We start from the raw sequence: 26935 nt of genomic DNA on the forward strand, positions 1-26935 counted from the left end.
AATGACCCGTACGGGAATCGAACCCGTGTTACCGCCGTGAAAGGGCGGTGTCTTAACCGCTTGACCAACGGGCCAAAAAAATATGGTAGCGGCGGAGGGAGTCGAACCCACGACCTCACGGGTATGAACCGTACGCTCTAGCCAGCTGAGCTACACCGCCATATTTTGAACGCGTGCGTCTTAAGCACATTTTCTATAATACGGTGGAGTCAAATAATTGTCAACGCTTTTCATAAAAATAATTTCAAAAAAATAAAAGATGGAATGAACAGCGTCATTCCATCTCTATTCTTATAAAGAACAGGTCAGCAAGTTATTGACGTTTAGCACCGCGTCCGCCACGTTTTGAATCGGTTTGTCGTTTCAATGTCGCAAGACGATCTTCACTATCTTTGAGGAAACTAGTCATCAACGTATCGAACGTTTGCTCTTTACGTGGAGCTGGTGCGCCACGGCCACCTTTGTTAAAGCCGCCACGGTTTCCACCGCCGCCGCTTCCACCACGCGGTCCTTTGTTATCGAACGGACGTGGTCCACGGTCTTGACCTGCCGGACGTGGTCCGCGATCAAATTGACGAGCTGGAGGACGAGGACGTTCGCCTTCTGGACGATCGACTGCTTTCTTAATCGAAAGACCAATCTTCCCGTCGTTCTCTACACTCAACACTTTAACCGTGATTTCTTGTCCGACTGTCAAGACATCATTGATATCTTTGACGTAAGAATCTGCTACTTCACTGATGTGAACAAGACCTGTCTTACCCGTCGGTAATTCTACGAACGCGCCGAAATTGGTGATGCCTGTAACTTTCCCTTGTACTTTGCTGCCTACTTCAATCGACATAAATTGTATTGCTCCTTTTTAGTTGATTCTTTCTTATTATACGAGTGATTCTACATTTTTTCAATCAATCGACAACCTTCGTTTAATCTTCCGGTGAAAAATAGAAAATCGTTTCGCCTTTTTTCGAGTACAGCAGTTCACTTCTCGCTAAGTTCGCAACATATTTCTTATCATTCAATCGTTCAATCTCTTCTTTCAGACGAACTGTTTCTTTTTCTGCTTTCGCCTGTTCTTGGTTCGCAACCTGAAACGACTGCTTCTGTTCAGCGATCAGTTGTTGTTTTTCGATATATGACCACCCCATCAGGGACAGGACAATAAGAAAAATCGACATACAGACTAAGAAGCGCCTCTTCAGACGTAAACGGTTTTCGATTGCATTTTGACTCAACTGTTTTTTCCGGTCATTAAGCGGTTTGATCTTGGGCGGTGTATCACGCCCTGATTCCAACGGTGCTGGCATATCATCCCTCCTTATCCGAGTGGTCATCTCTGACACTCTCTAGTATACTTCCTTTTTCAACCAAATTACATCGATTCTTCGGAATTCACTTTTTCTTCACGAATGATTTGATACATGTCTGATGCTTCTTCTTTTTTCGCATGCTCTTTAATACTATCGATTTGAACGGTGACAATCTTATTTCCGAACCGGATTGTCATCTCGTCCCCCACCGAAACCGTACTGCTTGCTTTTGCGACAAGCCCGTTGATGGTGATCCGGCCTTGATCGGCAACTTCTTTTGCCAGTGTCCGGCGTTTAATTAAACGAGATACCTTTAAAAATTTATCGAGTCTCATGACTGTTCCTCCTGCTTTGATTGATTCCATAATGAATCTTGTTCGGCGAGCGACAAGTCTGTCAACGGCCGGTCCGTCAATTGTTCCATGCGTGTAAAACGACGAATGAATTTGTCATTGGTTTGCTGTAAAGCATCCTCTGCAGATAACTCCAGGTATTTGCCGACAAGTGCGAGTGAAAACAGGATATCACCGAATTCACCCAATCGTTCTTCTGCCGGAGCCTCTTTTAATTCTTGAATCTCTTCCCGGACTTTATCGAGCGCACCGGCAACCGTCTCCCATTCGAATCCGACTCGGGCGACTTTCTTCTGAATCTGTTCGGCACGCAACAAGGCAGGAGCTCCCTTAGTGACGCCGTCCAACAGATACGTCCGTTCCGATTTTTCCTGCGCTTTAATTTCCTGCCAGTTCGTGACGACGTCCGCGGCCGAGTCGACTTTTACATCTCCAAAGACATGCGGATGCCTGCGAATCATCTTGTCGCTGACACTTCCTATGACATCACGGACATCGAAATACCCTTCATCCAGACCGATTTGGGCATGTAGCATGACTTGCAACAACACATCGCCTAATTCTTCTATCATTAAGTTATCGTCCTGAAGGTCGATTGCTTCCAGTAATTCGTAGGATTCTTCGATTAAATGTTTTTTGAGCGATTCATGTGTCTGTTCTTGATCCCACGGACAACCGCCTTCTCCACGCAAGCGCGCGATGATTTGCTTGAGTGTCGTGAAATCACGATTCAAGATCGTTTGATCCGTGACAGGCGGTACGTAAACCGTCGTCAAGTTACTGAGTGTCGTGATGTGATCCAGTTCATAGAGCGGAACCGTCTTGACATGTTGGCGACTCGTTCCCGCCGCCGTCACAAGCGTCACGTCATGTTCGTCAGGATAACGCTCCATCAACATGACCTTTAAATCACCTGCAACCAGTTGATCATAAACTTGTCCGATCAACAAATGCTGACGAATCTGCGCTTCATCGATATCAAACGCTGTCGCATCCAATAATTGAAAGCCTTCGATCGGATCAACACCGACCGCGGCAAACATCGGATCGAGGAAGCTTTGACCACCAATGATGTCGAGGTTCTCCGTCTGAGCGAGCAACTGTTGGACCGTACTCTCCGCGACAAGCGGATGACCCGGAACAGCATAGATGATCGGCTCCTTCTCGGACTGTTCAAGCAGCGTTGCAACAATCTCACGGTAGACGCCTTCAAACTGATCATGTTTTTCATAAATCGAATCAAACGATGTAAATTTCATTCCCTCTGCCATCAATTCCGAAACGACAGGATGATCCGCAGTCCGCAGATAAATCGGTTGTTTCGTTTCCTTTAGGCGTTTATAGATGCCGTACGGCAATTGTTCGAGTTCTCCGACTCCTAAGCCGACGACTGTAATCTGATGTGTCATATAATCCTCCTATGCTGATGCATTCGATATAGTTTTTCCCCGAACGGCAATACGGCCCATTCCCGTTCCGTCAAGACCCCCATCCGTAAGGCAAAGAGACAAAATATACCGGCTCCACCCAGAACGAGTAGGGCAACCTCAAGTGTCGCTCCAACCCGGTTTTCCCAGCCCGACAGCCGGAAAAGTTGTTCGACGATGTATAAAAACAGGGCCATCGGAATGACCGCCTTCAAGAGACGAACATAAAAAGGACGTCCTGCCGTCACCCGACCGAACTTTCGATTGAGTAAAAGTAACTGAGCTGCTGCCATGACCGCAAAACCACCAAAAGTCGCCATTCCGGCACCGATCATGCCATATAAGGGAATTAAGTAGATATTGAGACCCAGCTTGATCAACAGACCTGCAACTACACCGACAAACGCATATTTTTCCGCATCGACGGATTGCAGACACGATACGATGATCATTGACAAGGAGGCGGTGAACGCCGTCGCAGCCAACCAGCTGAGTGCTGCTGTTCCGTTATCGTCCTGATACAAGGCAATATTCAACGGACGCATGACACCAACCAATCCGACGGTCGCTGCCGCCGCAATCAGTAACCCGGATCGTAAGAGCGTTTCAAGATGCAGTTTTGTTGCTGCATCATTCCGCTTCCGGTATTCCATCAACAACGTCGGAACACTGGCCAAACTGATGGATGTTGCGAACAAGATCGCAAACTGTAAGAGCGGATACCCTCGATCAAAAATTCCTTTTTCGACTTTCGTTTCCATCGAATTCCCGAGTAAATTGACGAACGTCAATCCATCAATCAATTGCATCAGTAACAAGGCCAAAGACGCGATACTGACTGCCAGACCACTCGTCAACAAGACCCGTCCGACACGGCGAATGTGTCGTTTCGAGATGACGGGACGACCAATCCTTCCTTTCGCAAAGCGTAACAGCAAGATCAGCGACGCGATGCTTCCACCGAGTGCCGTCATGTGCGCATTTGCTCCGACTTGATACGGATTCGCACCTATCTGAACCCCGTAATACGTCACAATCAACAATAAACAGACCCGAACGGCATTTTCCGTGATTTGTGAGAAAGCCGTCGGACGCATTTCAAGATCCGCCTGAAACATCCCGCGCAAAACAGCAATGACCGGCAACAGGTAGAAGGTAAAGGTAACGGCTCGAAGCGGTTGGGCGAGCTGTTCGTCACCGAACAAGAATGCGACTTCAGGAGCGACCCACCAACCAATTGTTCCTAATATAATCGACATCGCAAGTAGGACAAAGAAAATCGACCACAGTACTTCACGTTTCTCTTGCGGATGATGCAATGTTAACTTCGCAACGACGACCGGTAAGGCGTAAATACCAAGCGCCGCTGCAATCGCAAACACCGGATAGACAGTTTGGTAGACATATAACCCGAAGTCTCCCGCCATATTTTGATATGGAATCCGGTAAAAGAAACTCAACAGTTTTGAGACATAGCTCGAAATAGCAAGCAAAGCTGCCCCTTGCGCAATCGTCCTTCGTTGACTCATTGTACGATCCGGCGGTCAATCTCAGCCAGTAACCGTTCAGCCTGCTCTGTCATCTGTTGTAAGTTTTGTTTCCCGCGGTTGAGCGTCAGAACAAGTTTACCTTCTTCCTGCCCCATACCAAGACCACGTCCAATCGGAACCGTCCATTTGACAAAATCCGCTACATCCAGCGTTTGTGTCGTCTGTTCAGACAAGACGATTTCAATTTTCAGATCCGTTTGTTTGACCCGTTCGACTCGTGCCCGTTCGGCAAAGATTCTCATCCGAGTCAATTGGATCAACCGTGCGACTTCGGTCGGGAATTCTCCGAAACGTTCCAACATCTCTGTTTCCAGCGATTCGAGACTTTCCGGTGTATCGACATACTTCATACGTTTGTAGAACTCGATTTTGAGTTCCGAATCTGCCATGTAGTGACTTGGAATATAGGCATCCAGACTGAACGTGAAATCCGGAACGAATTTCTGAACTTTTTTTCTACCTTTCATCCGTTCCTTCCGTTCTTCAACTGCTTCCGAAAGCATTTGTGAATACAGATCGAATCCTACAGAGTCGATGAAACCGGATTGTTGCGATCCGAGCAAGTTCCCGGCTCCGCGAATCGATAAATCACGCATCGCAATCTTAAAACCGCTCCCGAGTTCAGTAAATTCCTTGATCGCTTGCAGACGGCTTTCCGCAACTTCCGTCAATCGTTTTTGCGGACGGTACGTGAAGTAGGAATACGCGACACGGCTCGATCGGCCGACACGGCCGCGTAATTGATATAACTGGGAAAGACCCATCTGATCGGCATCGTTGACAATCAACGTATTGACATTCGGAATATCGATGCCTGTTTCAATGATCGTCGTACTGACCAGGACGTCCGCATCGCCTTCGAAGAAGGCGATTAATTGGCTCTCAAGTTCTGTTTCCGTCATCCGACCATGGGCAGTGACGACACGCGCTTCCGGTACAAGAGCCCGGATTTCCTCTGCCTTGCGTTCAATCCCTTCGACGCGGTTATACAGGAAGAACGCTTGTCCGCCCCGTCCCAGTTCACGTTCGAGTGCTTCGCGCATGACGATTCCGTCATACTCCATGACATATGTTTGAACCGGATAACGGTTTTCCGGTGGTGTCTCGAGTACGGATAAATCACGAATTCCGATCATCGACATATGCAACGTCCGGGGAATCGGTGTCGCCGTCAATGTCAGAACATCGACATTTGTCTTCAGCTGTTTCAGTCGTTCTTTATGTTTGACGCCAAAGCGTTGTTCTTCATCGATGATCAATAAGCCGACGTCCGCGAACTGGACATCTTTCGACAGGACACGATGGGTGCCGACGACGACATCAATCGTCCCTTCCTTCAATCCTTTTTTCGTCGCTTTCAGTTCTGTTGCCGAGCGGAAACGACTCATGACGGAGACGTTGATCGGCCACTCACTGAATCGTTCGAGCATCGTTTCATAATGCTGTTGTGCAAGCACCGTCGTCGGAACGAGTAAAGCGACCTGTTTTCCTGCCATGACAGCTTTAAAGGCTGCCCGGATGGCAACTTCCGTTTTCCCGTAACCGACATCGCCGCACAACAGCCGATCCATCGGGCGCGGACGTTCCATGTCTTTTTTGATTTCTTCGATCGACCGGAGTTGGTCAACGGTTTCTTCATAAGGGAATGACGCTTCAAAGGCCTGTGTACTGTCATCATCTTCCGGGAAGGCAAAGCCGACTGCTGCTTCGCGTGCCGCATAGAGCTTAATCAGTTCATCCGCGATATCCTCAACGGATTTTTGAACCTTCGCTTTGACCTTCTTCCACTCCATGCCGCCCAGTTTATAAATCTTCGGCTCTTTTCCTTCTGCCCCGACATACTTCTGAATCAAGTCAATCTGGTCGACCGGGACATACAGTGAATCCTCACCGGCATAAATCAAATGCAGGTAATCCTGGTGATTGCCGGCAACATCAATCGTTTTAATACCATGGTAACGACCGATTCCGTGATGAATGTGGACGACGTAATCGCCCGTCTTCAATTCCTGGTAACTTTTGATCCGTTCGGCGTTCGTCAGTTTCGTCGTTTGCTTCCGGCGCCGTGCCGGCTGTTTAAAGACTTCTTCTTCCGTAATGACGACGAGACGGGCATTGGTCATCTCGAATCCGCCGTGAATGCCACCGATTAAAATCGACGGATGACCGCGGCGAATCTCGTCTTCCGTCGTGTGCAGGGAAGCTTCGACTCCGTAATCCGATAACGTCTGTCGCATCCGTTCTGCCCGTTCCCGGTTACTTGCCAGGAAGACCATCCACATATCGGCCCGGCCGTAACGATCGACTTCCTGTTTCAACCGTTCCATCTGTCCGTGGAAAGGTGCTATCGGCTTGATGCTGAAATGAATCGCCGCACTTTCCGGCACACCGCTGCGGCGTGTCGGGAGCAACGATAAATACAGCAATTGGCGTTGCTTGAACACCTGCAGCATCGGAACCGATAACGTATAGTCACTGATGCTTTGTCCCCGTTCAATCAACGAAGCCATCCATTCCGCTTCTTCCGTATCCTGGACCTCGGCGGCTTCTTCAATCCGTGCCACCTCGTCGACAATCAAAACAGCATCTTTGATATCGTCGAGTAACGTCGTTTCATATAGAAGCGGTGCATATTTTGCAAGTTGCTTCGGACGATCACCGCTTTCGAGGACTTCGACGTCGTAAGCAATTCCTTCTTCCAGGGCAGCCAATACTTCCGTACTTTGGACCCGTTCCTTCGTTGCTTCATACAGACGGCGTAATTGTTCACCGGCCGATTTCAATCCGTCACGCGATGCAAAATGTTCCGTTGCCGGAGGTACCAGAGCTTCCGCGATGACACCAAGCGAACGTTGGGTTTCCGCATTAAACGTATAGATGGAATCGACTTCTTCGTCAAATAAATCAAGACGATACGGACGTTCGACGGTTAACGGGTATAAGTCGATGATGCTTCCTCGGACTGCGAACTCGCCCGGCGTCGTAACCGTTGCCGTCCGTTCGTATCCCGCGTCGACCAATTCCTGAATAAAGTCTGGGATCGACAGGACATCGCCAGGTTTGATTCGTTTCGTATGTCCTAAAAAGTCGGGCGCCGTCGGGACGTAACGTCTCAGTCCGACAAGCGGAATGATGAGGATTCCGTCATCCGTCGTCAGCAGACGGTGACGGGTTTCAATCCGCGTCGCGCGCAATTCCGGACTTGCACCGTATGACAGCTCCGCCGCAAGTGTTTCATCGACCGGATACAACATCACGTCCTGCTCGGGTATAAGTTCAATTAAATCATCATATAATTTTTGAGCCTGGAACATGTTGTGGGTCACGATGACGAACCGTTTTTTCGTCTCTTGGTAAATACCGGCGACGAATAACGCTTTTCCGCTGTTCATCAGCCCTGTGATCAGTTGGGCATTGACTCCGTCGCGGAACCGTTCCCGGACGGTTTTAATCTCCGGAATGCCGAGTAACAGATTTTGTAGTTGTTTCATACGTTCTTTCCCTCCTAGGACGACAGCAAAAACGCTTTGGTCACCCAAAGCGTTTTGTTCAGTTATAACGATTCATCAAAGCTAAAAACGGTGTATCGATAAAATCAGTTGCGATCTCGACGGAATCAGACAACACATGTTGCAACGTCGTCTGTTCCGACTTGGCGAACGGCATCAAGACCCAGTCGATGACTTGAATCGGTGCTGGCGGACGACCGACTCCAAGTTTCAATCGTTTGATGTCTTGTGTACCTAAATGTTGAATCAACGATTTGACTCCGTTGTGACCACCGGCACTTCCTTTTGAACGCAGGCGCATCTTTTCAAGCGGCAAATCAAGGTCATCATAAATGACAAGGACGTCCTCGACCGCAATTTTATAGAAATCGAGCAACGGACGGACAGCTTCTCCCGATAAATTCATATACGTCAATGGCTTAACGAGAACGACCCGTTCCCCTTTAATCATTCCCGTTCCGAAGACGGCTTTAAACTTCGACTCCGCTAATTTTATGCCATGTTCCTTGGCGAGGGCATCGATCGCTAAAAAACCGATATTGTGACGCGTATTCGTATATTTCGTGCCTGGATTTCCTAAACCGACGATACATTTCATATCGTCACCTCCTCTACTTATCTGCTTTTTTTGATTTATATCCCGTTGACGAAAAATGGAACGCACAAGGGTCCGATTTCTAAAAACCGGACCTTGGCGTTCATATCTGTTTGAAATCAGCTGAAGAGCGGGCTGATTGATTTTTGTTCGTGAACACGGATGATGGCTTCTGCCAACAAGCGTGCAACTGAGATTTGTTTGATTTTGCTTGCACATTCACGTTTCGTCAAATCGATTGTGTTCAAGACGACGAGTTCTTCGATTGCCGAGTTTTCAATCCGCTCCATCGCTGGACCTGAGAGAACCGGGTGCGTACAGCAGGCATACACTTGCTTCGCTCCGTTTTCGATCAAGGCGTTGGCAGCAAGCGTGATTGTACCCGCTGTATCAATGATATCGTCAATGATAATGGCAATCTTGCCATCGACTTGTCCGACGATGTTCATGACTTCTGCGACGTTTGGTTTTGGACGACGCTTATCGATGATCGCGATTGGTGCTTTTAATTGTTCCGCTAATTTACGTGCCCGTGTCACACCGCCATGGTCTGGAGAAACAATGACGAGTTCGTTCGGGTCGATGTTCTTCTTCTCGAAGTAAGAAGCAAGCAGGGGAACACCCATTAATTGATCTACTGGAATATCGAAGAATCCTTGGATTTGTGCAGCATGAAGATCCATCGTCACGACGCGTGTCGCACCGGCTACTTCAAGTAAGTTCGCTACAAGCTTCGCTGTGATCGGCTCACGTGAACGGGCTTTGCGGTCTTGACGTGCATATCCGTAATACGGAATAACGACGTTAATCGTCCGCGCAGAAGCACGTTTTAAAGCGTCAATCATGATGAGAAGCTCCATCAAGTTTTCGTTGACCGGTTGGCTTGTCGATTGAATGATGTAGATATCATCCCCACGGACGCTTTCTTCGATGTTCATTGAAATTTCGCCGTCACTGAAGTGTTTGACTGAACTTTCGCTGACAGGGATTCCGATGACTTTAGCGATTTCCTCTGCCAGTGGTTTGTTCGAGTTAAGTGCGAAAATACGAATTTCATGTTCTAAGACAGTAGACATGGTTAGGTGGCCTCCATTTGTTTGGGTTTAGACGAGTAGAGCGACAGATAATGAACGAATAAAATTAACGGTAATCTGGTTTAGTTGTTTGACGTTCCCGTGCGATGGCAAGACCGTTTTCCGGAACATCATCCGTAACGGTTGATCCTGCTGCGACAAGCGCATTTTTACCGACCGTGACCGGTGCAATCAAATTGACATTACAACCGATGAACGCATCGTCTTCAATGACAGTTTGGAATTTATTTGTTCCATCATAATTCACTGTGATCGATCCGCAACCTAAGTTAACGTTCGTGCCGATTGTTGCATCACCGACGTAACTTAAGTGAGCAGATTTGCTGCCTTCACCAAAAGTGGATTTCTTCACTTCGACGAAGTTACCGATGCGCGTGTTCGCTCCGAGAACTGCCTGTTGGCGTAAGTGCGCAAATGGACCGACTTGTGCAGCTGCTCCAATTTGGCTGTCGGTTACGACTGATTGACGCACCACGGCTTGATCAGACACTTCACTGTCACGGATATCCGAATTTGGTCCGATGATACATTCTGAGCCAATCGTCGTTTTACCAAGCAATTGTGTTCCCGGGTACAGGACCGTATCCGAACCAATCACGACATCCGGTCCGATATACGTAGACGCCGGATCGATGAACGTAACGCCTTGACGCATCCAATGTTCATTCGTCCGCTTCCGCATTGACGTTTCCGCCTGCGCCAGGGCAACCCGGTCATTGACACCAATCGTTTCTTCAAACGTCGCTGCCGCATAGGCCGCAATCGTTTCACCGTCTGCTTTTGCGATTTCGATGACATCCGGTAAGTAGTACTCACCTTGGACATTATCATTCTTAACTTCTTTTAAAGCCGCGAATAACATCTCATTGTCAAATACGTACGTTCCGGTATTGATTTCTTTAATGAGAAGTTCTTCTGCGTTCGCATCTTTGTGCTCGACGATTTTCGAGACGTTGCCGTCTTCCCCACGAACGATTCGTCCATACCCCGTCGCATCATCCGCATGGGCTGTTAAAACAGTTACTTTCGCGCCTGTTTCTGCATGATGTTGCAAGAGAGATTGTAACGTCTCACTTGTCAAAAGGGGAGTGTCTCCGCAGACGACGAGTGTCGAGCCTTTCTCCTGTCCAAGGACAGGTTCTGCCATTTGAACAGCATGACCCGTGCCAAGCTGCTCGCTTTGAAGTGCATATTCCACCGATGTGCCGAGCACTTCTTTAACAGACTCTGCACCGTGACCGACGATGACGACTTGACGCGTGACACCGAGTGTCGTCAATTGATCAACGACATGTTGTACCATAGGTTTCCCAGCTACTGGGTGAAGTACTTTATATAGCTTTGATTTCATCCGAGTGCCTTTACCCGCTGCTAGAATTACCGCGAAATGATTCATCCTTGTCGCTCCTCCATGTAAATTAGTGTTGATTTCGTTCTGAAATAGTCCACTCGTTCCAACTATAACGAAAATGGCGCAACGAATCAATGACAGGACAGACCGGAAATCAACAAAACACGCAAAAAAAGACAGGTTCTCCCATTGATGGAGACCTGTCAATCGCGTTAGGAAGGATCGGTTGCTTCGAGCGCCGTCAGTTCAAATTCTGACGCCTCACCGTTTTCTTCACGAATCGCGTATGCTTCTAGTACTGAATCTTCGACTTTTTTTCGCATTAATGCATTGATTGGATGGGCGACATCACGAAAGATGCCTTCCTGTGTCCGCTTGCTTGGCATCGCGACGAAAAGACCGCTGTTCCCTTCAATCACGCGTAAATCATGTACCACAAATTCGTGGTCAAGCGTAATCGAAGCCAGTGCTTTCATTCGACCCTCTGCTACGACGCGACGAATCTTGACGTCGGTGACATTCATTTTGTCCGCACCCCTTTTTATAACCGTTGTCACAACTCTTCGTTGTCTACTTCTACTTACGGCTTAAAACATTCAAAGGTTTAGCTTTTGCCAATCATTTCACGCATAATTTCCAAAAGTTTGATAATTACAGTATAGTTACAAAAAAATCGTGTGTCAAATTCAGGTATTTTCTACGTCTGTGAAATACTGGTCGACGTTTCCCCGTTTCACTTGAATCTGTCCAAGATCCACATCAACATCCGAAAGCTTCATCAGACTGACGTACTCACTGACCATCTTCTTCTCGGCACCCTCTGCTTCGATCAACACACCGACACCTGCTACGTTCGCTTCAAACTCACTCAGCAGACTCATCATCCCCCGGATCGTTCCGCCGGCTTTCATGAAATCGTCAATCAGCAGGACGTTCGCACCGCGCGGTAAACTGCGTCTCGCAAGAGCCATCGTCCGGATTGCTTTCGATGAGCCGGAAACATAGTTGATGCTGACGGTCGAACCTTCCGTCACCCGGCTGTCCGAGCGGACGATGACGAACGGTACACCCAACTGTTCGGCGACGGCATAAGCAAGCGGGATTCCTTTTGTCGCAATCGTCATGACGACGTCGACTTTTTTCTGGCTGAAGACAGAAGCAAACACTTGTCCCATCTGTTTCACCATCCGCGGATCTCCGAGCAAGTCCGTCAAATACAAGTAGCCCCCCGGTAACAGACGATCCGGTCGTGCGACACGTTCACATAACTCATCGATAAACGGCAACGCCTTTGCGCTGCTCCATGTAGGGATGAACATGACGCCTCCCGCGGCTCCCGGAACCGTGACGAGTCGTCCTGTTCCTTCATGCTCCAACATTTCGCTGACAATATCTAAATCTTCACTGATCGAAGATTTCGCAGAGCTGTACCGTTCTGCGAAGATCGTCAATGAGACTAGATGATGCGGATGATCCAGCAGGTAACGTGTCATGTCTACCAACCGACCACTTCTCCGAATTTTCATCTAAATCGTTCCACCTCTCCGTAATTCCGAATATTCAATAGTGAATATATCATTTTCATACGGAAACTATCAATGGTTTTCCCCTAAAAGACGAACGACGTAGACTTCATTACAAAATCCTCGTAATCCGTTATAGAGACGTTGAGCCCGGTTTTCATGTTCCGTCAAGGCAAATACAGTCGGACCGCTACCGCTCATCAGGACACCTTCCGCCCCGCAACTCGTCATGAAAGCCTTGATTTGTTCGACCTCCGGATGCATCGGTAACGTCACTGATTCAAGGACATTGCCAAGGGCATCACAAATTGCCGTGAAATCTTGGTTCTTGACCGCATCAATCATCGCTTCGACATCCGGACGTTCCGCTGTTTCTAAATCCAGTGCTCCGTAAACATCGGCTGTTGAGACACCGATCGTCGGTTTCGCCAGTACGACCCAACAAGGTGGAGGGGATACTAGTTTCTCGAGCTTCTCTCCGCGTCCCGTTGCAATCGCGGTTCCGCCCATGACACAAAACGGGACATCCGATCCCACTTCTGCTCCGATTTCCGCCAACTGTTCAAGTGTCAAATCGAGCTTCCACAATTCGTTCAGCCCGCGCAACGTGGCTGCCGCGTCACTCGAGCCGCCCGCAAGACCTGCTGCGACCGGGATTTGTTTTTCTAAGTAGATTTCAACCCCGCTCTTGATGTCGAACCGTTCCTTTAAAACCGCTGCTGCTTTATACGCTAAGTTGCGTTCATCATTCGGCACATATGCATGTTGGGCATTCATCCGAATCTCGCCGGACGCTAGTTCCGTCAACTCGAGACGATCTGCCAAATCCACCGTCGTCATTACCATATGTACATCATGATAACCATCCGGACGTTTCGCCGTCGCATCCAATACTAAATTGATTTTCGCTGGAGCTTTTACAATAATCGTCATCCTGCCGTTCCTCCTCTAGTACGTTTCCTGTACGAATTGTATCAACCTTTGCACAAAAAAAGAAGCGAACATTTCTGTCCGCTTCGGAAGGTAAGTTTACGAATTCGCGAATTCGATTTGTACGGAGTCGGTTAACACGTCGGCGTAGCTATAAGAAACTCGCTCGACATTATGGCGCTCTGCGTCTAGCTTGACTACAAACACCGATGGATACGTCTCAACGAGCGTTCCGATTCGGGTTACGACCTTTTTACGACCGCCGCTTGCTTTTAGCGTCAGTCTTTCACCTACATGTGTTTCAAATACATGTCTGATTTCGTTCAACGTCTTTGGCATACGCTTCACCTCACTAATATTTATTATAGCATATGAACTAAATATTAGAAAGGGGAAATATTATATCCGTTCTTTTGTCTACCGTCAACGTTTTTTAATCGGCAAAAGTGCATCGGCCAGCTGTGCAAATTCCTGCAGGCTGAGCGTCTCGCCACGGCGGCGTGGATCAATACCCGCTTCATGTAAGGCCGCTTCGACCGCCTCTTTTTCCGCTTTACCGAAATGGCTGGATAAGTTATTCAAAATCGTTTTCCGGCGTTGGGCGAAACTGGCACGTGTCACTTCGAAGAAGAGTTTCTCATCCAGCGTCTTGACTGCCGGCTCCTTGCGAATATTTAAACGGATGACTGCTGAATCGACGTTCGGTGCCGGAATGAAGACGTGTTTCGGTACCGTGAAACAGACTTCTGCCTCCGCATAATACTGAATGGCGATCGACAATGAACCGTACGCCTTCGTTCCCGGTTTTGCCCCGATTCGTTCCGCCACTTCTTTTTGAATCATCATGATGAGTGTCCGGAACGGAGTACGGGCTTCTAAAATACGCATAATGATTGGTGTTGTCACGTAGTAAGGAAGGTTCGCCACGACGGCGAGATCCGTAATCCCTTGTTGCGTGAATTCTTCGTCAACGATCGTTTCAAGATCCAGTTCCAGTGCATCCCCATGAATGACTTTCACGTGGGGGTACGGAGCAAGTGAGTCTTCAAGAATCGGTAAGAGCCGTTGATCGATTTCGAGCGCCACAACTTTTTTCGCCTGTTTTGCTGATTGTTCCGTTAATGAGCCGATACCGGGACCAATCTCAAGCACACCGCTTTCCGGTGTCAGATTAGCGGCACCGACGATGTTTCCGAGTACATTTAAATCGATTAAAAAGTTTTGTCCCAAGGACTTTTTAAATGAAAATCCGTGTTTGGCCAAGATTTCCTTCGTCCGGTGCAATGTAGCGATGTCTTTCAATCCTGTTCCTCCTCTATCTGTTTCAAAGCGTCTTCCCATTCCTGTTTCGTGATTCGGATCGACGCGACACGTTTGACGAGTTGTTTGGCATTCGGTTCACCAATGGCAAGCACTTGCCCCAACCGTTTCCGACGTTTCGAGGCTGCCGGTCCCCCGATCAGATCGGCGGCGAGAATCATATCCCGTGTCACTTCGGCATCATGCTGCTCTTCTGTCTCATATACCGCACCAAGTGCCCGTTCGATTGCTTCCGGTGATGCATGTTCGACACCGATTTTCCCGCGTTTATCTTTTGCGTCTGCCCGTGGCAGGTAGGCTTGTTTACATCCCGGTACCCGTTCATTGATCCGTGCCCGAATCCGGTCACCCGGGAAGTCGGGATCGGTAAACACGATGACACCACGGCGTTCAAGCGCTTTGGCAATGCGTTGTAATGTCTGTTCGTTGACGGCCGAACCGTTTGTTTCAATTGTATCGACATCGAATACTTCCTGTAAGCGTGTCGTATCATCGCGTCCTTCAACGACGATGACTTCTTTTAAGCGTTTCCGCATCATATCTTCTCCACCTTTTTCAAACACTTCCGTAATTGTACCTGTTTCCGCAAAAAAAACAAGGAAGCGTCAAGTACCCGCTTCCGTCGTATCGTTCGGGATGACCCAGACTTGGATCGTCTTCCGGCCAAACTGTTTGGCGGTCGACTCCCCTTCAACGAGTACATCGATTTTATTGCCTTTGATGGCACCGCCTGTGTCGAGGGCGATCGCCAGTCCGACCCCTTCGACGTACACCTTGGTTCCGAGCGGAATGACTTTCGGATCAACGGCGATAATCGGCAGTCCTTGATACGTGATCGTATCCGTTACATCATAGCCGGTTGCTGTCAAAGCCCGTCCGTCATACAGCTGGCTGCCATTGGAAGCGGGATTATTCGTATAAGCTGTTGCTTCGACCATCAGCGTTTTCGCTTTGCTAAAATCCAAATCGGCTGCCGCTTTAGGCACTTCTGCTAACGGTACCGTCGCTTTTTCCGTATCAAACGCCGGTGTTGGTGTCGGTGTCGTCACGGCCTCAACCGGTTCGACCGGTTTTGTTCCGACCTTGACGACTTGTTTGACCGGTTCACTCGTAACTTCGTTAGCAATCAGTTTCTTTTCCTTGCTTAAACCGTCCGCGAGGGTCAATTGATATTTTTGTGTCCGGATGCCCGGCCGGCCGGATTTCGTCACCAACTGTTCACCCGCCGGCAACGTGTCGTCTTCGATGGTCTCGACTTCAAATGGTAACAGCTGTTGTTCCGTCAGCACGGCACGACGCGTCGTATTGACCGTGACCAGCATATCCTTTGCGACGACTGTCTCTAGACCAGGCATGACCTTATCTTCCGTCTGGAGCTTAACCCCCTGCATCGACAGCAGTTCCCGCACCGTCGTTTGGTACGTATAGACTTCGCGGGCTTTTCCTTCGACAATCAGTTCGACCGGGAATGCCTCCCGGTACCGGACGGTCATTCCGCTTGTCAAAACGGCTTCTTTTGAAGGATACACGTCATCTGTCTCTAACATTTGACTGATTCCCTGTTCTTTTAACAGATCGTCGACGCGGCGGGCTTGCGTCCGGATCGTCCGCGCTTCACCATACCCCATGATTAGTGTAATTTCTTTGGCCGGTTGAATGACGATCAAATCGTTTTTCGGAAGATCAGCACTCAGTGCCGGTTCGATGACATCTTGTGGTCGAACTGAAATACCGGCTTCCTGCAAGACACCGAAAACGGATGTCTCAAGCGTCTCGACTTTTGTTTGTCGACCATCCACCATGATCGTGACATCACGCGGATGGTCCATCATTACATAAAGCAGGCTCGCAACCAACAATAGGGTACAGCCGATTGTCATATACGTAATCGATCGAATCATGGAAGGCGGAAGACGCGTTTCGCGTTCTCAGTCGTCGCCTGTTCGACATCAGCGTACATCATCCCGCGCAACTGTGCGATTTCTTCCGCAACGAATCGGACATACGCCGGTTCATTTCGTTTTCCGCGATATGGCGTTGGTGTCAGATACGGACAGTCGGTCTCGACCAATAACCGGTCAAGCGGCACTTCTTGTGCGACGCGTTTAGGCATCTTCGCATTTTTGAACGTCACCGGTCCTCCGAGGGAAATGTAGAAATTCATTGCCAGGCAACGTGGTAACAGTTCTGCACTCATGCTATAGCTGTGTAAAATGCCACCGACTTCTTTTGCGTTTTCTTCTTCCAAGATGCGGAGCGTATCTTCTGTCGCCTCCCGGTTATGGATGACGATCGGTTTATTTTTTTGTTTCGCCAAGCGAATCTGCTTTCGAAACGCTGCGTCCTGAATATCCTTCGGAGAAGTATCCCAGTGGTAATCCAGTCCGATTTCTCCAAGGGCAACGACTTTCGGATGGTCCATTAAACGTTCCACCTTTTCATAGGCAGCATCGTCGAAATCAATCGAATCGACCGGATGCCATCCGATGACGGCGTAGAGATCATCATACTGTTCAACGAGTTCCATTGCCCGGTCAATCGTCTTATGATCAAAACCAACGACGATCATCGGAGATACACCGTTTGCGCGTGCCCGCTCAATCGTCTCATCGACATCTCCGTCAAACTGATCCGAGTTTAAATGTGTGTGTGTGTCAATCAACATACTATTCGACTCCTTCTTTCAAAAAAATGCCTGTGACATCGAGTCCACAGGCATCTGGATTATTTTACGCTTGCCCCGTTCGCCATCGTTGATGGTACGGTAGCTAATTCAAGTTTACCTGATTTCTCGGCAGCGAGCACCATTCCTTGCGACAATTCTCCCCGTAATGTGACCGGTTTTAAATTGGCGACGACGATGACTTTCCGACCGACTAAATCTTCCGGCTCATACCATTCAGCGATTCCTGAAACGATTTGTCGTGTTTCTTTCCCCATGTCGACCGTCAGCTTCAGCAATTTTTTTGCTTTTTTGATTTTTTCAGCTGTAACGACTTCTCCGACGCGTAACTCGATTTGGTCAAACACATCAATCGTCGTTTCCGGACGAACATCCGTGTCTGCCTCTTCGACTTCCGTCTCTTCTTCGACGCGCGCAGCAGAAGCTTGTTTCATCATCTCAACGATGGCTTCGACCTCTTCTTTCATATCGCGACGCGGGAAGATTGGTTCTGCCGTACCGACCTTCGTCCCCTCTTCAACAGTTGCGAACTGTTCAAGTGCTGCCCAGTCCATCGGTTGTCCTTCAAGACCGAGTTGACGGAAGATTTCTTTTGGCGAACGTGTCATAAACGGTTGTAACATGATTGCGACGTGGCGCAACGCACCAACCAGGTGGACCATCGATGAAGCGAGTTCTTTTGTTTTCGTTTCATCTTTTGCGAGTACCCACGGTTGTGTCTCATCGATGTATTTATTGGCACGGCTGATCAATTGCCAAATGTGCGATAAAGCAACCGAGAACTCCATGTGTTCCATCGAAGCTTCGACCTTCTCGACCGTTTCTTTGGCCAGTGTCGACAACGTTTCGTCAAACGGTGTCACGTTTCCGGCATACGTCGGAATGACGCCGTCGAAATACTTCGTGATCATCGCAATCGTCCGGTTGAGTAAGTTCCCCAGGTCATTCGCTAAATCAAAGTTCATCCGTTCGACGAATGCTTCCGGTGTGAACATCCCGTCTGAACCGAACGGTACTTCCCGAAGCAGGTAATAACGTAACGCATCGAGTCCGTACCGATCAATCATCGGAACCGGATCAACGACATTTCCTTTTGATTTCGACATCTTGCCGTCTTTCATCAACAACCAACCATGTGCAAACACTTGTTTTGGAAGTGGTAAGTCGAGTGCCATCAAGAGAGCAGGCCAGACGATTGTGTGGAAACGAACGATTTCTTTTCCGACGAGGTGGACATCAGCCGGCCAGTACTTATCAAAGTTTCCTTGGTCGTCTGTTCCGTATCCAAGTGACGAGATGTAGTTCGTTAACGCATCAACCCATACGTACACGACGTGTTTCGGATTGGACGGGACTTTGACACCCCAATCGAATGTCGTCCGGGAAACAGCAAGATCTTGTAAACCCGGTTTGATGAAGTTATTAATCATCTCATGTTTCCGTGATTCCGGTAAAATGAACGATGGATTTGCTTCATAATACTCTACTAAACGATCCGCATATTGACTGATTCGGAAGAAGTAACACTCTTCCCGGACGAGTTCGACCGGATGACCGCTGTCCGGACTTTTACCGTCGACGAGCTGTGATTCCGTATAATACGTCTCATCCGGAACAGAATACCAGCCTTCGTATTCTCCAAGATAAATATCACCTTTTTCGAGTAATGTCTCGAAAACGCGTTCAACGACTTCTTTATGACGTGGTTCTGTCGTCCGGATATAATCATCATAGGAAATATCAAGACGGTCCCATAAGACTTTGATTTGTTCAACGACACCATCGACGAACTCCTGCTCGGAAACGCCGGCTTCCTTCGCTTTTTCTTGAATTTTTTGTCCGTGCTCATCCGTTCCGGTTAAGTAACGGACATCAAATCCCTGAAGTCGTTTGTAACGCGCCATCGCGTCCCCTGCGACTGTCGTATAGGCGTGACCGATATGTAGCTTAGCGCTAGGATAGTAAATCGGTGTAGTGATATAAAATGTTTTTGCCATGATATTCCTCCGTTCTGTATTTCATTTCATTATTATACGCTGTTCTGCCGTCTGTGTCGAAACTCGTTTTTTGTCGAATCCAAACATTTTTTGACATCAGACATCGAATACCAAAAAAACACACTAAATAGTTTGATTTCCTTTAAAAAGGGAAAATCTATTAGTAAATCGTTTCATTTGTGGCTTTTTTGAGAAAAAAATGACATTTTGATTTCAAGCTATTCAGATTGGTTGACTACTTTTGGAAAGTTTAGTATTCTACATTCTATAGAAGTGATGTCGAATTTTGACGATTTTCCAAAAATAAAGAGAACCTAGACATCAGAGGAGGAACAACAAAATGAAATCAACAGGTATTGTACGTAAAGTAGATGAACTCGGACGGGTCGTTATTCCAATCGAACTTCGTCGTACTCTTCAAATTGCAGAGAAGGATGCTCTTGAGATTTATGTCGACAACGAGCAAATCATCCTTAAAAAATACAAACCAAACATGACTTGCCAAGTAACAGGCGAAGTATCAGACGATAACTTCAAATTAGCAGATGGTAAATTGATTCTCTCTCCAGATGGCGCACAACGTGTCCTCGTTGAGTTAAAAGATTTCCTCGACCGTCATTACGCTGGAAACGAATAAGTAAAAAGAAGCGATTCCAAATGGAGTCGCTTCTTTTTTTAGGATTCATGATAACGCAAATACAATTCCTGACGATCGAGTCCCCGTTCCTTCGCCACACGTTTTAAGGCAGCATTCGGCTTTTCACCTTGTTCGATATACCGCTCAATTTGTTGCAACGGATCCGCTTCCTGTTCCTCTTCCGCCGGCCGCTCCTCCGTCGAACCTTCGACGATGACAACGAACTCTCCCCGGACTTCTTCTCCGGCCCATTCAAGAGCTTCTGTCACAGAACCCCGTATATACTCTTCATACCGTTTTGTCAGTTCGCGGGCTAACGTCAGTTGACGATCCCCAAGTACATCCCGTAAGGCGCCTAACATCTCTTTAAGGCGATGCGGTGCTTCGTAGAAGATGAGGCTGCCTTTTTCATAACGGACGGTCTCAAGCGCCTCACGACGCTCTTTTTTCTTACGCGGTAAAAAACCATAGTATAAAAATCGTTCTGTCGCAAGACCTGAGGCGACGAGTGCCGTTAACGCGGCATTAGCTCCCGGTAAGACGACGACCGGAATGTCCTCGGCAATCGCTTCCCGAATCAAATCACTGCCCGGATCTGAGATTCCCGGCATCCCGGCATCCGATACCAGAGCAACCTGTTTTCCCGCATGCAGGTCGCCCAACAGCCGTGCCCCGCTGACCTGTTTGTTATGTTCATGATAGCTGACGAGTTTCGTATCGATTTTAAAATGATTAAATAATTTCATCGTTTGCCGTGTATCCTCAGCCGCGACGAGATCGGACTCTTGTAAGATACGAACCGCGCGATAAGTCATGTCTTCGAGATTACCGATTGGTGTCGGTACGATGTACAAACCGGTTGTTTGTCCTTTAAAACTACTGGTTGCTTTCATGAGATGACCTCCCTCCTTGAATAAGTCGTTCTTTTTTAAGACGTGTCAATTGTTTAATGGCATACTCACGCTTTAAGGCTTCCGACTTTGTCGAAAATGTTTCTGTATATTCGAGTACGACCGGCAACCGGGCCCGGGTATACTTTGCACCTTGTCCATTGTTGTGTGTCGCAATCCGCTTTTCGACATCAACTGCATATCCTGTGTAGAGACTGCCGTCCCGGCAACGGACGATGTAGATGGCATGTTCAGACATCAAACTGAGTCCGCATCTGCAATGTGTACGTATCGTCCGGTTCGTATACGATGAAGGGAGGCAATACTTTCAGACCCGGTTTGGCATCTTTGATCCCTTCAATCAACAGCATGTTGGCTTCTTTTCCTTCTTTTGGGTAAACGAGTTGCATCCGCTTCGGTTCAAGCCGGTACTGACGCATCAAGGTGACGATATCGAGAAGACGCTCCGGTCGATGGACGAATGCTGTTTTTCCGCCTTGTTTCAAAAGATCTGCCGCTGACCGGATACAATCTTCAAGTGTACATAATACTTCATGCCGGGCGATTGTATAATGTTCACTTATGTTCCGGTTCGATGACTCATTTGCCAGGAAGTAAGGGGGATTACACGTGACGGCATCATACAGACCATACCCCAGTCGTTTCCCGGCTTCCTTGACGTCACCTTCGATCATCTGCAGTTGGTCCTGTTTTTCATTCAGTTGAATACTGCGCTCGGCCATATCGACAAGACGGGGTTGAATTTCAAGCCCTGTGATCATCCCTTTCGTCCGATAAGACAAAAATAATGGAATAGCTCCATTACCGGCACATAAATCGACCAACTTCCCTTGTTGGATCGGTACCCAGGCGAACTGCGCCAGTAAGGCGGCATCCAAGGAGTAGGAAAATACGGTGGGGCTTTGAATGATTCGTCCTTCTTTTCCAAGCAGATGATCCAGTCGCTCATCTGATAATAGTTCAGGCATATCGTTCTTCCTTTCTGAAAAAAAGACTGACTCCTAGGAAGTCAGCCTCTCAATGTTTCGTTAACATGGACAAGCAGAACAGACAATCTCCGTCTTTACGGACTTGACCATAATGCAGGTTACAAATATGGAATCCTTCTTGATATAGTCGTCCTAGATTATCATAGCCAGCACCTGTACCGGCTTCCGCCTGCGCTTCTTCTGTAATCGGTTGTTGCTCATCGCGCTCTACCTTCTCACGGAGGTGATGATTCTCAAGATACAGATGTTGATTCTCCTCCATCATGTAAGCAAGCTGATCTTTCAAAACGCTCAGATGCTCAGTCAGCAAGTGAATCTGTTGCTCGATCGCATCAACACGCGTAATGATTTCTTTTTTATCGACTCTCTCCACGCGTATGCACCCCGTCATTCTTTTGGTCGTTTTTGTTTTACGGCACCGACAGACAGTAGTTCCTCCATCGAGTATGTCAGAACCCGCGAACGGTCTTTCAACTCAATTTGGACGATTTGATCGAGAATGTTCAGACCCACCACGCGTCCTTCACCTTCCGGAACAGTCAATCGTTTTCCGTAATCCGGTAAATCCCGTCGCATTTCTTCGTATGTGTCATTTTCATATTTTAAACAACACATCAAACGACCGCAGACACCAGAAATCTTCGTCGGATTCAAGGACAGATTTTGATCTTTCGCCATCTTGATTGAGACCGGTTCAAATTCACCTAAAAACGAAGAGCAACAAAGAACACGACCACACGGACCGATTCCCCCGAGTAACTTCGCTTCATCACGAACACCGATTTGTCGTAACTCAATGCGTGTCCGGAAAACAGCTGCCAAATCTTTGACGAGTTCCCGGAAATCGACACGACCTTCTGCCGTGAAGTAGAAAATGACTTTATTGCGATCAAATGTATATTCGACATCGACTAATTTCATATCGAGTTTGTGCTCACGAATTTTTTCCACACAAACAGCATGCGCATCAAGCGCTGCCATTTTATTTTCACGGACGATCATCGCATCTTTATCATCTGCGACCCGAAGAATGGATTTTAGTGGCAAGACCACATCTTCTTCGTCCATTTGTTTATCGGCAATGACCACTTCGCCATATTCAATGCCCCGTACTGTCTCAACGATGACGGACTGTCCTCGTGATAATGACTCTTGTCCAGGTGCAAAATAATAAATTTTGCCCGCTTCTTTAAAGCGAACGCCTACTACTTCTAGCATATCGCTCTACCCCTTCTGTAAGTCAAACATGAGACGCTCAACTGTTAATTGAGGATTAACATTTGCTTCGATCCGCTTAACGGCTGCGAGTACTGCCTGCAACCACCGCGTGATCGTCGTCTGACTTTTTCCACCCATTTGTTCCAGTAATGGCCGGCTGTTTGCATATGTGATCGTTTCCCATGACGGATTCAATTTGAGATGAAGAACATCTTCAAAGAAACAGGTCACGAGTTCCAGACCAATTCGTGCATCTTGCCGATTTTTAAATTGACTCATCCATTTTTCCTGGACAAACAACGGTAAATCCGCCGGACGATTCGCTAATTCCTCCATCAATTGTACCACTGACACTCGCGCATTTACAAACCAGTCTTCGACTAATGCCTGTTCCGCATCCTCTATTTTCGGATAGACCCGGGCAGCCAGTTGCGTTAATTCGTTATCCCGTCCCGTTTTTTCGGATAAGACTTGTCCGATTAACAAACGATCTGCCGGACGAAAACTTAATAATTGCCCCCGTGAACGAATCGTCGGCAACAGTAACTGCGGCTGATTCGTAATTAAAATCGCTACTTTTCCGGCACCCGGCTCTTCAAAGAACTTCAACAGACTGTTGGCTGCCTGGGGTGTCATTTTATGCGACTGTGTCACGACATAGATTTGCCGGTCGCCTTCAAGACCCCGTAACGATAGATCATGCATCAACTGCTGAATCTGTTCTTTCTTAATGGTGGCTCCGTCCGGTTCGATTTGATAGTAGTCGACCAGGTTGCCGCTGTCCATACGGCGGCAACTCCGGCAAGTTTGACATGGTTCAATTTGATTCCGCCGTTCACAAAACAGGCTCTTGGCGAACAACTGAGCCGCCTCTAAAAGAAGCGGCTCATAGTCCCCCGTAAAGATATAAGCGTGGTTAATACGATTCGTCTGTAACGAGTTACGCAAAATCGTCGCGATGACCGATTGAGTTTGTTCTAGTTCATGAAATGTCTGCATTAGAATTGATAAAACCCTTCGATTGGTAAGACGAATACTGTCGCCCCGCCTACCTGTACTTCGACTGGGTATGGGATGTATGAATCGGCATGACCGCCCATCGGTGAAATAGGTGATACCATTTGTTCCCGGCTTGAACAATTCTTTTTAATCAAACGCATTAAATCATCCAATCGTTCGCTTTGGACACCAATCATGAACGTCGTATTTCCTTCTTTGAGAAAACCGCCTGTCGTCGCAAGTTTCGTTGCCCGAAAATCGTGTTCGACCAATGCTTCTGCTAAACGTAGGCTATCTTTATCTTGAACAATCGTAATGACCATTTTCATGATAATCTCTCCCTTTTTTTTAAATACGCCAGAGCATCCTGACATAATGTCGTTTGTAATGCTTCAATCGTTTGAGTTGCATCAACCAGCTGAATTCGTTCTGGTTCCTGTTCCGCTAACGTCAGGAACCCTCCATACACCCGTTGGCGGAATGCGTCATCACGTTGTTCGATTCGATCCAGTGTCCCACGGTCCATCATCCGTTGCTTTGAATCTGCGACTGACAAGTTGAACAGATACGTGCGATCCGGTGTGAGATGGTTGGTGGCCTGTTGATTAATGGAACGAACCTGTTCAATCGAATATCCGAGTCCATATCCTTGATACGCAATCGATGCATCGATGAATCGATCGCATAAAACGACTTTTCCGGCAGCAAGAGCGGGGCGAATCAGTTCATTGACATGTTGTGCCCGAGACGCCGCATACAGGAGAATTTCCGTCATCTCATCCATCTCTTGAAAGTCGGGATTTAAGATCAGTGATCGAATCTCATTTCCGATTCGTGTACCACCGGGCTCACGTGTCATCACGATATCATATCCTTCAGCCGTTAAACGATCTGCAAGTAACTGCAACTGGGTCGTTTTCCCGGCACCATCTGGTCCTTCGACCGTAATAAATGTTCCTGTCATTCTATAATTCCTTCCTGTATCACACGCAATTTCCCCTGTTGGAGAAATTCACCGCCTTGCAGATGAATCGATGTGTTTGTATAGTATTCAATCATTTTAATATGTTCTGCTGTAATCCGTTCTCCCCGCAATAGTAAAGGTATACCAGGTGGATAGGGGATGATGGTTTCAAGTGAAACCAATCCGACTGCTTTTTCAAAAGTCTGCTCGACTGCCTGGGCGTAGTCCAATTGATCAAGTGGATAACTCAGGGACGATACCTTTATTTTACCCATAATCGGTTGTTCCATATACCTTTTATCTGGAATTCCTTCTGCTTTCAGGAACTCGACGGTTAATTGTATCTGATGGATCCAGGCATCCCGTTCAAATGGTTCGATGATTCGTAACGGTAAAATGCACACGACGTGTGCTCCAAGAGCAAATTCAGCATCAAGTCCTTGATCTGCTAGTGCCTCCAACAACTGACTTCCGGAATACGGTTCACAGGAAAGCACCATCCGCGACCAATCATCAAACGTAAATGCCGCCATACCTGTCCGTTGATTAATTTGCTGATGTAGGAATTCATGACTAGTCCGAACAGATTTCATGTATGAAACCGTCCAACGTTCGCGATAATCACGGGCAAAGTCCAGTGAAGCCATCAACAGATAAGACGGACTGGATGTTTGAAATGCCTGAAGGGCCCGCATCAATCGTCTTCGTTCATCCTCCGTAAATCGTTCATGAATCCACGCCCCCATTGTCAGAGCAGGTAATGTCTTATGTGCTGATTGAACCACGGCGGTTGCACCAAGTTCAAATGCTGAACGGACACCAAACGCTTCACCGAAATGAGCGCCATGGGCTTCATCAATCAGTAACGGTATATTGGATGATTTTGTGATCCGAACCAACTCTTCGATTCGAGCAGTTTCACCATAATAAGTCGGTGATGTTAAAAATACGGCTGTACCTCCAGGAAAAACAGTTAAGGACTCCTTTAATGTTTCACGTGAAACATTCCCACTGATACCTGTTACCGGATCCCTTTCTGGTTCGAGTAAAATTGGTGACAAGCCCAACCATTCCATCGCATTAAAGACCGATTTATGTGAATTACGCTGAACATATATCCGGTCTCCCCTTTGTGAGACAGCAGCCAACATCGCCCAATTCCCGACCGTCGATCCGTTGATCAAAAAATGACTATCTGATGCCCCATAAATTCGGCGCAATAAAAGCTTGGCTTCATAAATGGCTTCTTCCGGATGATGAAAATCATCCAGACCACGCAACTCCGTTTTATCCCATTCAAAAAAAGAAGGTAATCCCTCAACTAATGTTCCATTCTTATGCCCCGGAACATGCCAGGAAGTAGCTTTTCTCTCTACATGAGCAACAAGTGCTTCAATAATTGGCATACGACCTTCCATATTTTCCAGTCCTTTCTTAATCCAAACTACAAAAAGACCGACCTGCAAAATGCAGATCGGTCCTTCACTTGCCTGGCAACGTCCTATCCTCACAGGGGGAAGCCCCCAACTACTTTCGGCGTTCAAGTGCTTAACTTCCGTGTTCGGCATGGGAACG

28 protein-coding genes, 2 tRNA genes and 1 rRNA gene are annotated in these 26935 nt (G+C 47.6%); 1 reads left to right on the plus strand and 30 read right to left on the minus strand.

The window, feature by feature from the left end:
• Positions 1–2: 2 nt before the first annotated feature.
• The 20 genes from KNP93_RS15205 to metG all read right to left on the minus strand — a co-directional run bounded on the left by KNP93_RS15205 (position 3) and on the right by metG (position 19642).
• Positions 3–74 (minus strand) — tRNA-Glu (locus KNP93_RS15205).
• 9 nt (positions 75–83) lie between these two features.
• Positions 84–160: transfer RNA gene (locus tag KNP93_RS15210), tRNA-Met, on the minus strand.
• Between the two features lie 153 nt (positions 161–313).
• A complete protein-coding gene (locus KNP93_RS15215) occupies positions 314–844 on the minus strand; it encodes a S1 domain-containing RNA-binding protein (RefSeq protein WP_014969107.1) in 531 nt (176 codons plus the stop codon).
• Positions 845–926: 82 nt separating this feature from the next.
• Entirely contained in the window at positions 927–1307 is a 381-nt protein-coding gene (locus tag KNP93_RS15220) for an FtsB family cell division protein (protein WP_114597442.1), read from the minus strand.
• 65 nt (positions 1308–1372) lie between these two features.
• The gene (locus KNP93_RS15225; RefSeq protein ID WP_014969105.1) at positions 1373–1645 is read right to left on the minus strand and encodes an RNA-binding S4 domain-containing protein; all 273 of its coding nucleotides are present in this window, start codon (positions 1643–1645) and stop codon (positions 1373–1375) included.
• Positions 1642–3072, minus strand: coding sequence for a bifunctional methyltransferase/pyrophosphohydrolase YabN (yabN, locus tag KNP93_RS15230; protein WP_214855994.1), 1431 nt, complete (start codon positions 3070–3072; stop codon positions 1642–1644). Before yabN ends, KNP93_RS15225 begins: the two co-directional genes overlap by 4 nt.
• Positions 3069–4619, minus strand: a complete 1551-nt coding sequence (locus tag KNP93_RS15235; protein ID WP_214855997.1) for a polysaccharide biosynthesis protein — start codon at positions 4617–4619, stop codon at positions 3069–3071. Before KNP93_RS15235 ends, yabN begins: the two co-directional genes overlap by 4 nt.
• The gene (gene mfd, locus KNP93_RS15240) at positions 4616–8131 is read right to left on the minus strand and encodes a transcription-repair coupling factor (RefSeq protein ID WP_214855999.1); all 3516 of its coding nucleotides are present in this window, start codon (positions 8129–8131) and stop codon (positions 4616–4618) included. Before mfd ends, KNP93_RS15235 begins: the two co-directional genes overlap by 4 nt.
• Before the next feature lie 58 nt (positions 8132–8189).
• The gene (gene pth, locus KNP93_RS15245; protein WP_214856001.1) at positions 8190–8747 is read right to left on the minus strand and encodes an aminoacyl-tRNA hydrolase; all 558 of its coding nucleotides are present in this window, start codon (positions 8745–8747) and stop codon (positions 8190–8192) included.
• Positions 8748–8863: 116 nt separating this feature from the next.
• On the minus strand, positions 8864–9820 hold the full coding sequence (locus KNP93_RS15250; protein ID WP_014969100.1) for a ribose-phosphate diphosphokinase: 957 nt from the start codon (positions 9818–9820) through the stop codon (positions 8864–8866).
• Positions 9821–9884: 64 nt separating this feature from the next.
• Positions 9885–11234, minus strand: coding sequence for a bifunctional UDP-N-acetylglucosamine diphosphorylase/glucosamine-1-phosphate N-acetyltransferase GlmU (gene glmU / locus KNP93_RS15255; protein WP_214856002.1), 1350 nt, complete (start codon positions 11232–11234; stop codon positions 9885–9887).
• Between the two features lie 167 nt (positions 11235–11401).
• Positions 11402–11713: a septation regulator SpoVG gene (gene spoVG / locus KNP93_RS15260; protein ID WP_131504491.1), complete on the minus strand. Its 312-nt coding sequence runs from the start codon at positions 11711–11713 to the stop codon at positions 11402–11404.
• 162 nt (positions 11714–11875) lie between these two features.
• Positions 11876–12715 (minus strand): pur operon repressor, encoded by an 840-nt coding sequence (purR, locus tag KNP93_RS15265; protein ID WP_114597435.1) that lies wholly within the window; start codon positions 12713–12715, stop codon positions 11876–11878.
• A gap of 69 nt (positions 12716–12784) precedes the next feature.
• Complete coding sequence (ispE, locus tag KNP93_RS15270) at positions 12785–13645, minus strand: 4-(cytidine 5'-diphospho)-2-C-methyl-D-erythritol kinase (RefSeq protein ID WP_114597434.1); 861 nt, start codon at positions 13643–13645, stop codon at positions 12785–12787.
• A 96-nt stretch (positions 13646–13741) separates the two neighbouring features.
• Complete coding sequence (locus KNP93_RS15275) at positions 13742–13981, minus strand: Veg family protein (RefSeq protein ID WP_012368950.1); 240 nt, start codon at positions 13979–13981, stop codon at positions 13742–13744.
• A gap of 84 nt (positions 13982–14065) precedes the next feature.
• Complete coding sequence (gene rsmA, locus KNP93_RS15280; protein ID WP_026827000.1) at positions 14066–14944, minus strand: 16S rRNA (adenine(1518)-N(6)/adenine(1519)-N(6))-dimethyltransferase RsmA; 879 nt, start codon at positions 14942–14944, stop codon at positions 14066–14068.
• Positions 14941–15501 carry a ribonuclease M5 gene (rnmV, locus tag KNP93_RS15285; RefSeq protein ID WP_081776591.1) on the minus strand — a complete coding sequence of 187 codons (561 nt, stop codon included), beginning with the start codon at positions 15499–15501 and terminating at the stop codon, positions 14941–14943. Before rnmV ends, rsmA begins: the two co-directional genes overlap by 4 nt.
• 66 nt (positions 15502–15567) lie before the next feature.
• The gene (locus KNP93_RS15825; RefSeq protein ID WP_131973695.1) at positions 15568–16863 is read right to left on the minus strand and encodes a 3D domain-containing protein; all 1296 of its coding nucleotides are present in this window, start codon (positions 16861–16863) and stop codon (positions 15568–15570) included.
• Entirely contained in the window at positions 16860–17627 is a 768-nt protein-coding gene (locus tag KNP93_RS15295; protein WP_131504493.1) for a TatD family hydrolase, read from the minus strand. The genes KNP93_RS15825 and KNP93_RS15295 overlap by 4 nt, the downstream gene beginning before the upstream one ends.
• Before the next feature lie 59 nt (positions 17628–17686).
• Positions 17687–19642 (minus strand): methionine--tRNA ligase, encoded by a 1956-nt coding sequence (gene metG, locus KNP93_RS15300; RefSeq protein ID WP_214856004.1) that lies wholly within the window; start codon positions 19640–19642, stop codon positions 17687–17689.
• A 340-nt stretch (positions 19643–19982) separates the two neighbouring features.
• Between metG and KNP93_RS15305 the strand changes: the two genes are divergently transcribed.
• Positions 19983–20279, plus strand: a complete 297-nt coding sequence (locus KNP93_RS15305) for a transition state genes transcriptional regulator AbrB (RefSeq protein ID WP_014969089.1) — start codon at positions 19983–19985, stop codon at positions 20277–20279.
• Between the two features lie 38 nt (positions 20280–20317).
• Here KNP93_RS15305 and rsmI read toward each other — a convergent pair whose 3' ends face one another.
• From rsmI to rrf, 10 genes are all read right to left on the minus strand, one after another.
• Complete coding sequence (gene rsmI / locus KNP93_RS15310; RefSeq protein WP_131504495.1) at positions 20318–21172, minus strand: 16S rRNA (cytidine(1402)-2'-O)-methyltransferase; 855 nt, start codon at positions 21170–21172, stop codon at positions 20318–20320.
• Positions 21156–21428 (minus strand): GIY-YIG nuclease family protein, encoded by a 273-nt coding sequence (locus tag KNP93_RS15315; protein WP_131504496.1) that lies wholly within the window; start codon positions 21426–21428, stop codon positions 21156–21158. The genes rsmI and KNP93_RS15315 overlap by 17 nt, the downstream gene beginning before the upstream one ends.
• The gene (locus tag KNP93_RS15320; RefSeq protein ID WP_131973699.1) at positions 21421–22158 is read right to left on the minus strand and encodes a tRNA1(Val) (adenine(37)-N6)-methyltransferase; all 738 of its coding nucleotides are present in this window, start codon (positions 22156–22158) and stop codon (positions 21421–21423) included. The genes KNP93_RS15315 and KNP93_RS15320 overlap by 8 nt, the downstream gene beginning before the upstream one ends.
• A gap of 49 nt (positions 22159–22207) precedes the next feature.
• Entirely contained in the window at positions 22208–22570 is a 363-nt protein-coding gene (gene yabA, locus KNP93_RS15325) for a DNA replication initiation control protein YabA (protein WP_026827008.1), read from the minus strand.
• Positions 22567–23397 (minus strand): PSP1 domain-containing protein, encoded by an 831-nt coding sequence (locus KNP93_RS15330; RefSeq protein ID WP_131504498.1) that lies wholly within the window; start codon positions 23395–23397, stop codon positions 22567–22569. Before KNP93_RS15330 ends, yabA begins: the two co-directional genes overlap by 4 nt.
• 6 nt (positions 23398–23403) lie before the next feature.
• Positions 23404–24396: a DNA polymerase III subunit delta' gene (locus KNP93_RS15335; RefSeq protein WP_131504499.1), complete on the minus strand. Its 993-nt coding sequence runs from the start codon at positions 24394–24396 to the stop codon at positions 23404–23406.
• Positions 24396–24725, minus strand: a complete 330-nt coding sequence (locus KNP93_RS15340; protein ID WP_114597425.1) for a cyclic-di-AMP receptor — start codon at positions 24723–24725, stop codon at positions 24396–24398. Before KNP93_RS15340 ends, KNP93_RS15335 begins: the two co-directional genes overlap by 1 nt.
• Positions 24722–25360, minus strand: a complete 639-nt coding sequence (gene tmk, locus KNP93_RS15345) for a dTMP kinase (RefSeq protein ID WP_214856006.1) — start codon at positions 25358–25360, stop codon at positions 24722–24724. Before tmk ends, KNP93_RS15340 begins: the two co-directional genes overlap by 4 nt.
• A complete protein-coding gene (locus tag KNP93_RS15350) occupies positions 25357–26778 on the minus strand; it encodes an aminotransferase class I/II-fold pyridoxal phosphate-dependent enzyme (protein ID WP_371819934.1) in 1422 nt (473 codons plus the stop codon). Before KNP93_RS15350 ends, tmk begins: the two co-directional genes overlap by 4 nt.
• A 70-nt stretch (positions 26779–26848) precedes the next feature.
• Positions 26849–26935, minus strand: a 5S ribosomal RNA gene (rrf, locus tag KNP93_RS15355); the annotation flags it as partial.

Source organism: Exiguobacterium sp. s166 (assembly GCF_018618855.1).
In the GTDB taxonomy this organism is placed as follows: Bacteria; Bacillota; Bacilli; order Exiguobacteriales; family Exiguobacteriaceae; genus Exiguobacterium_A.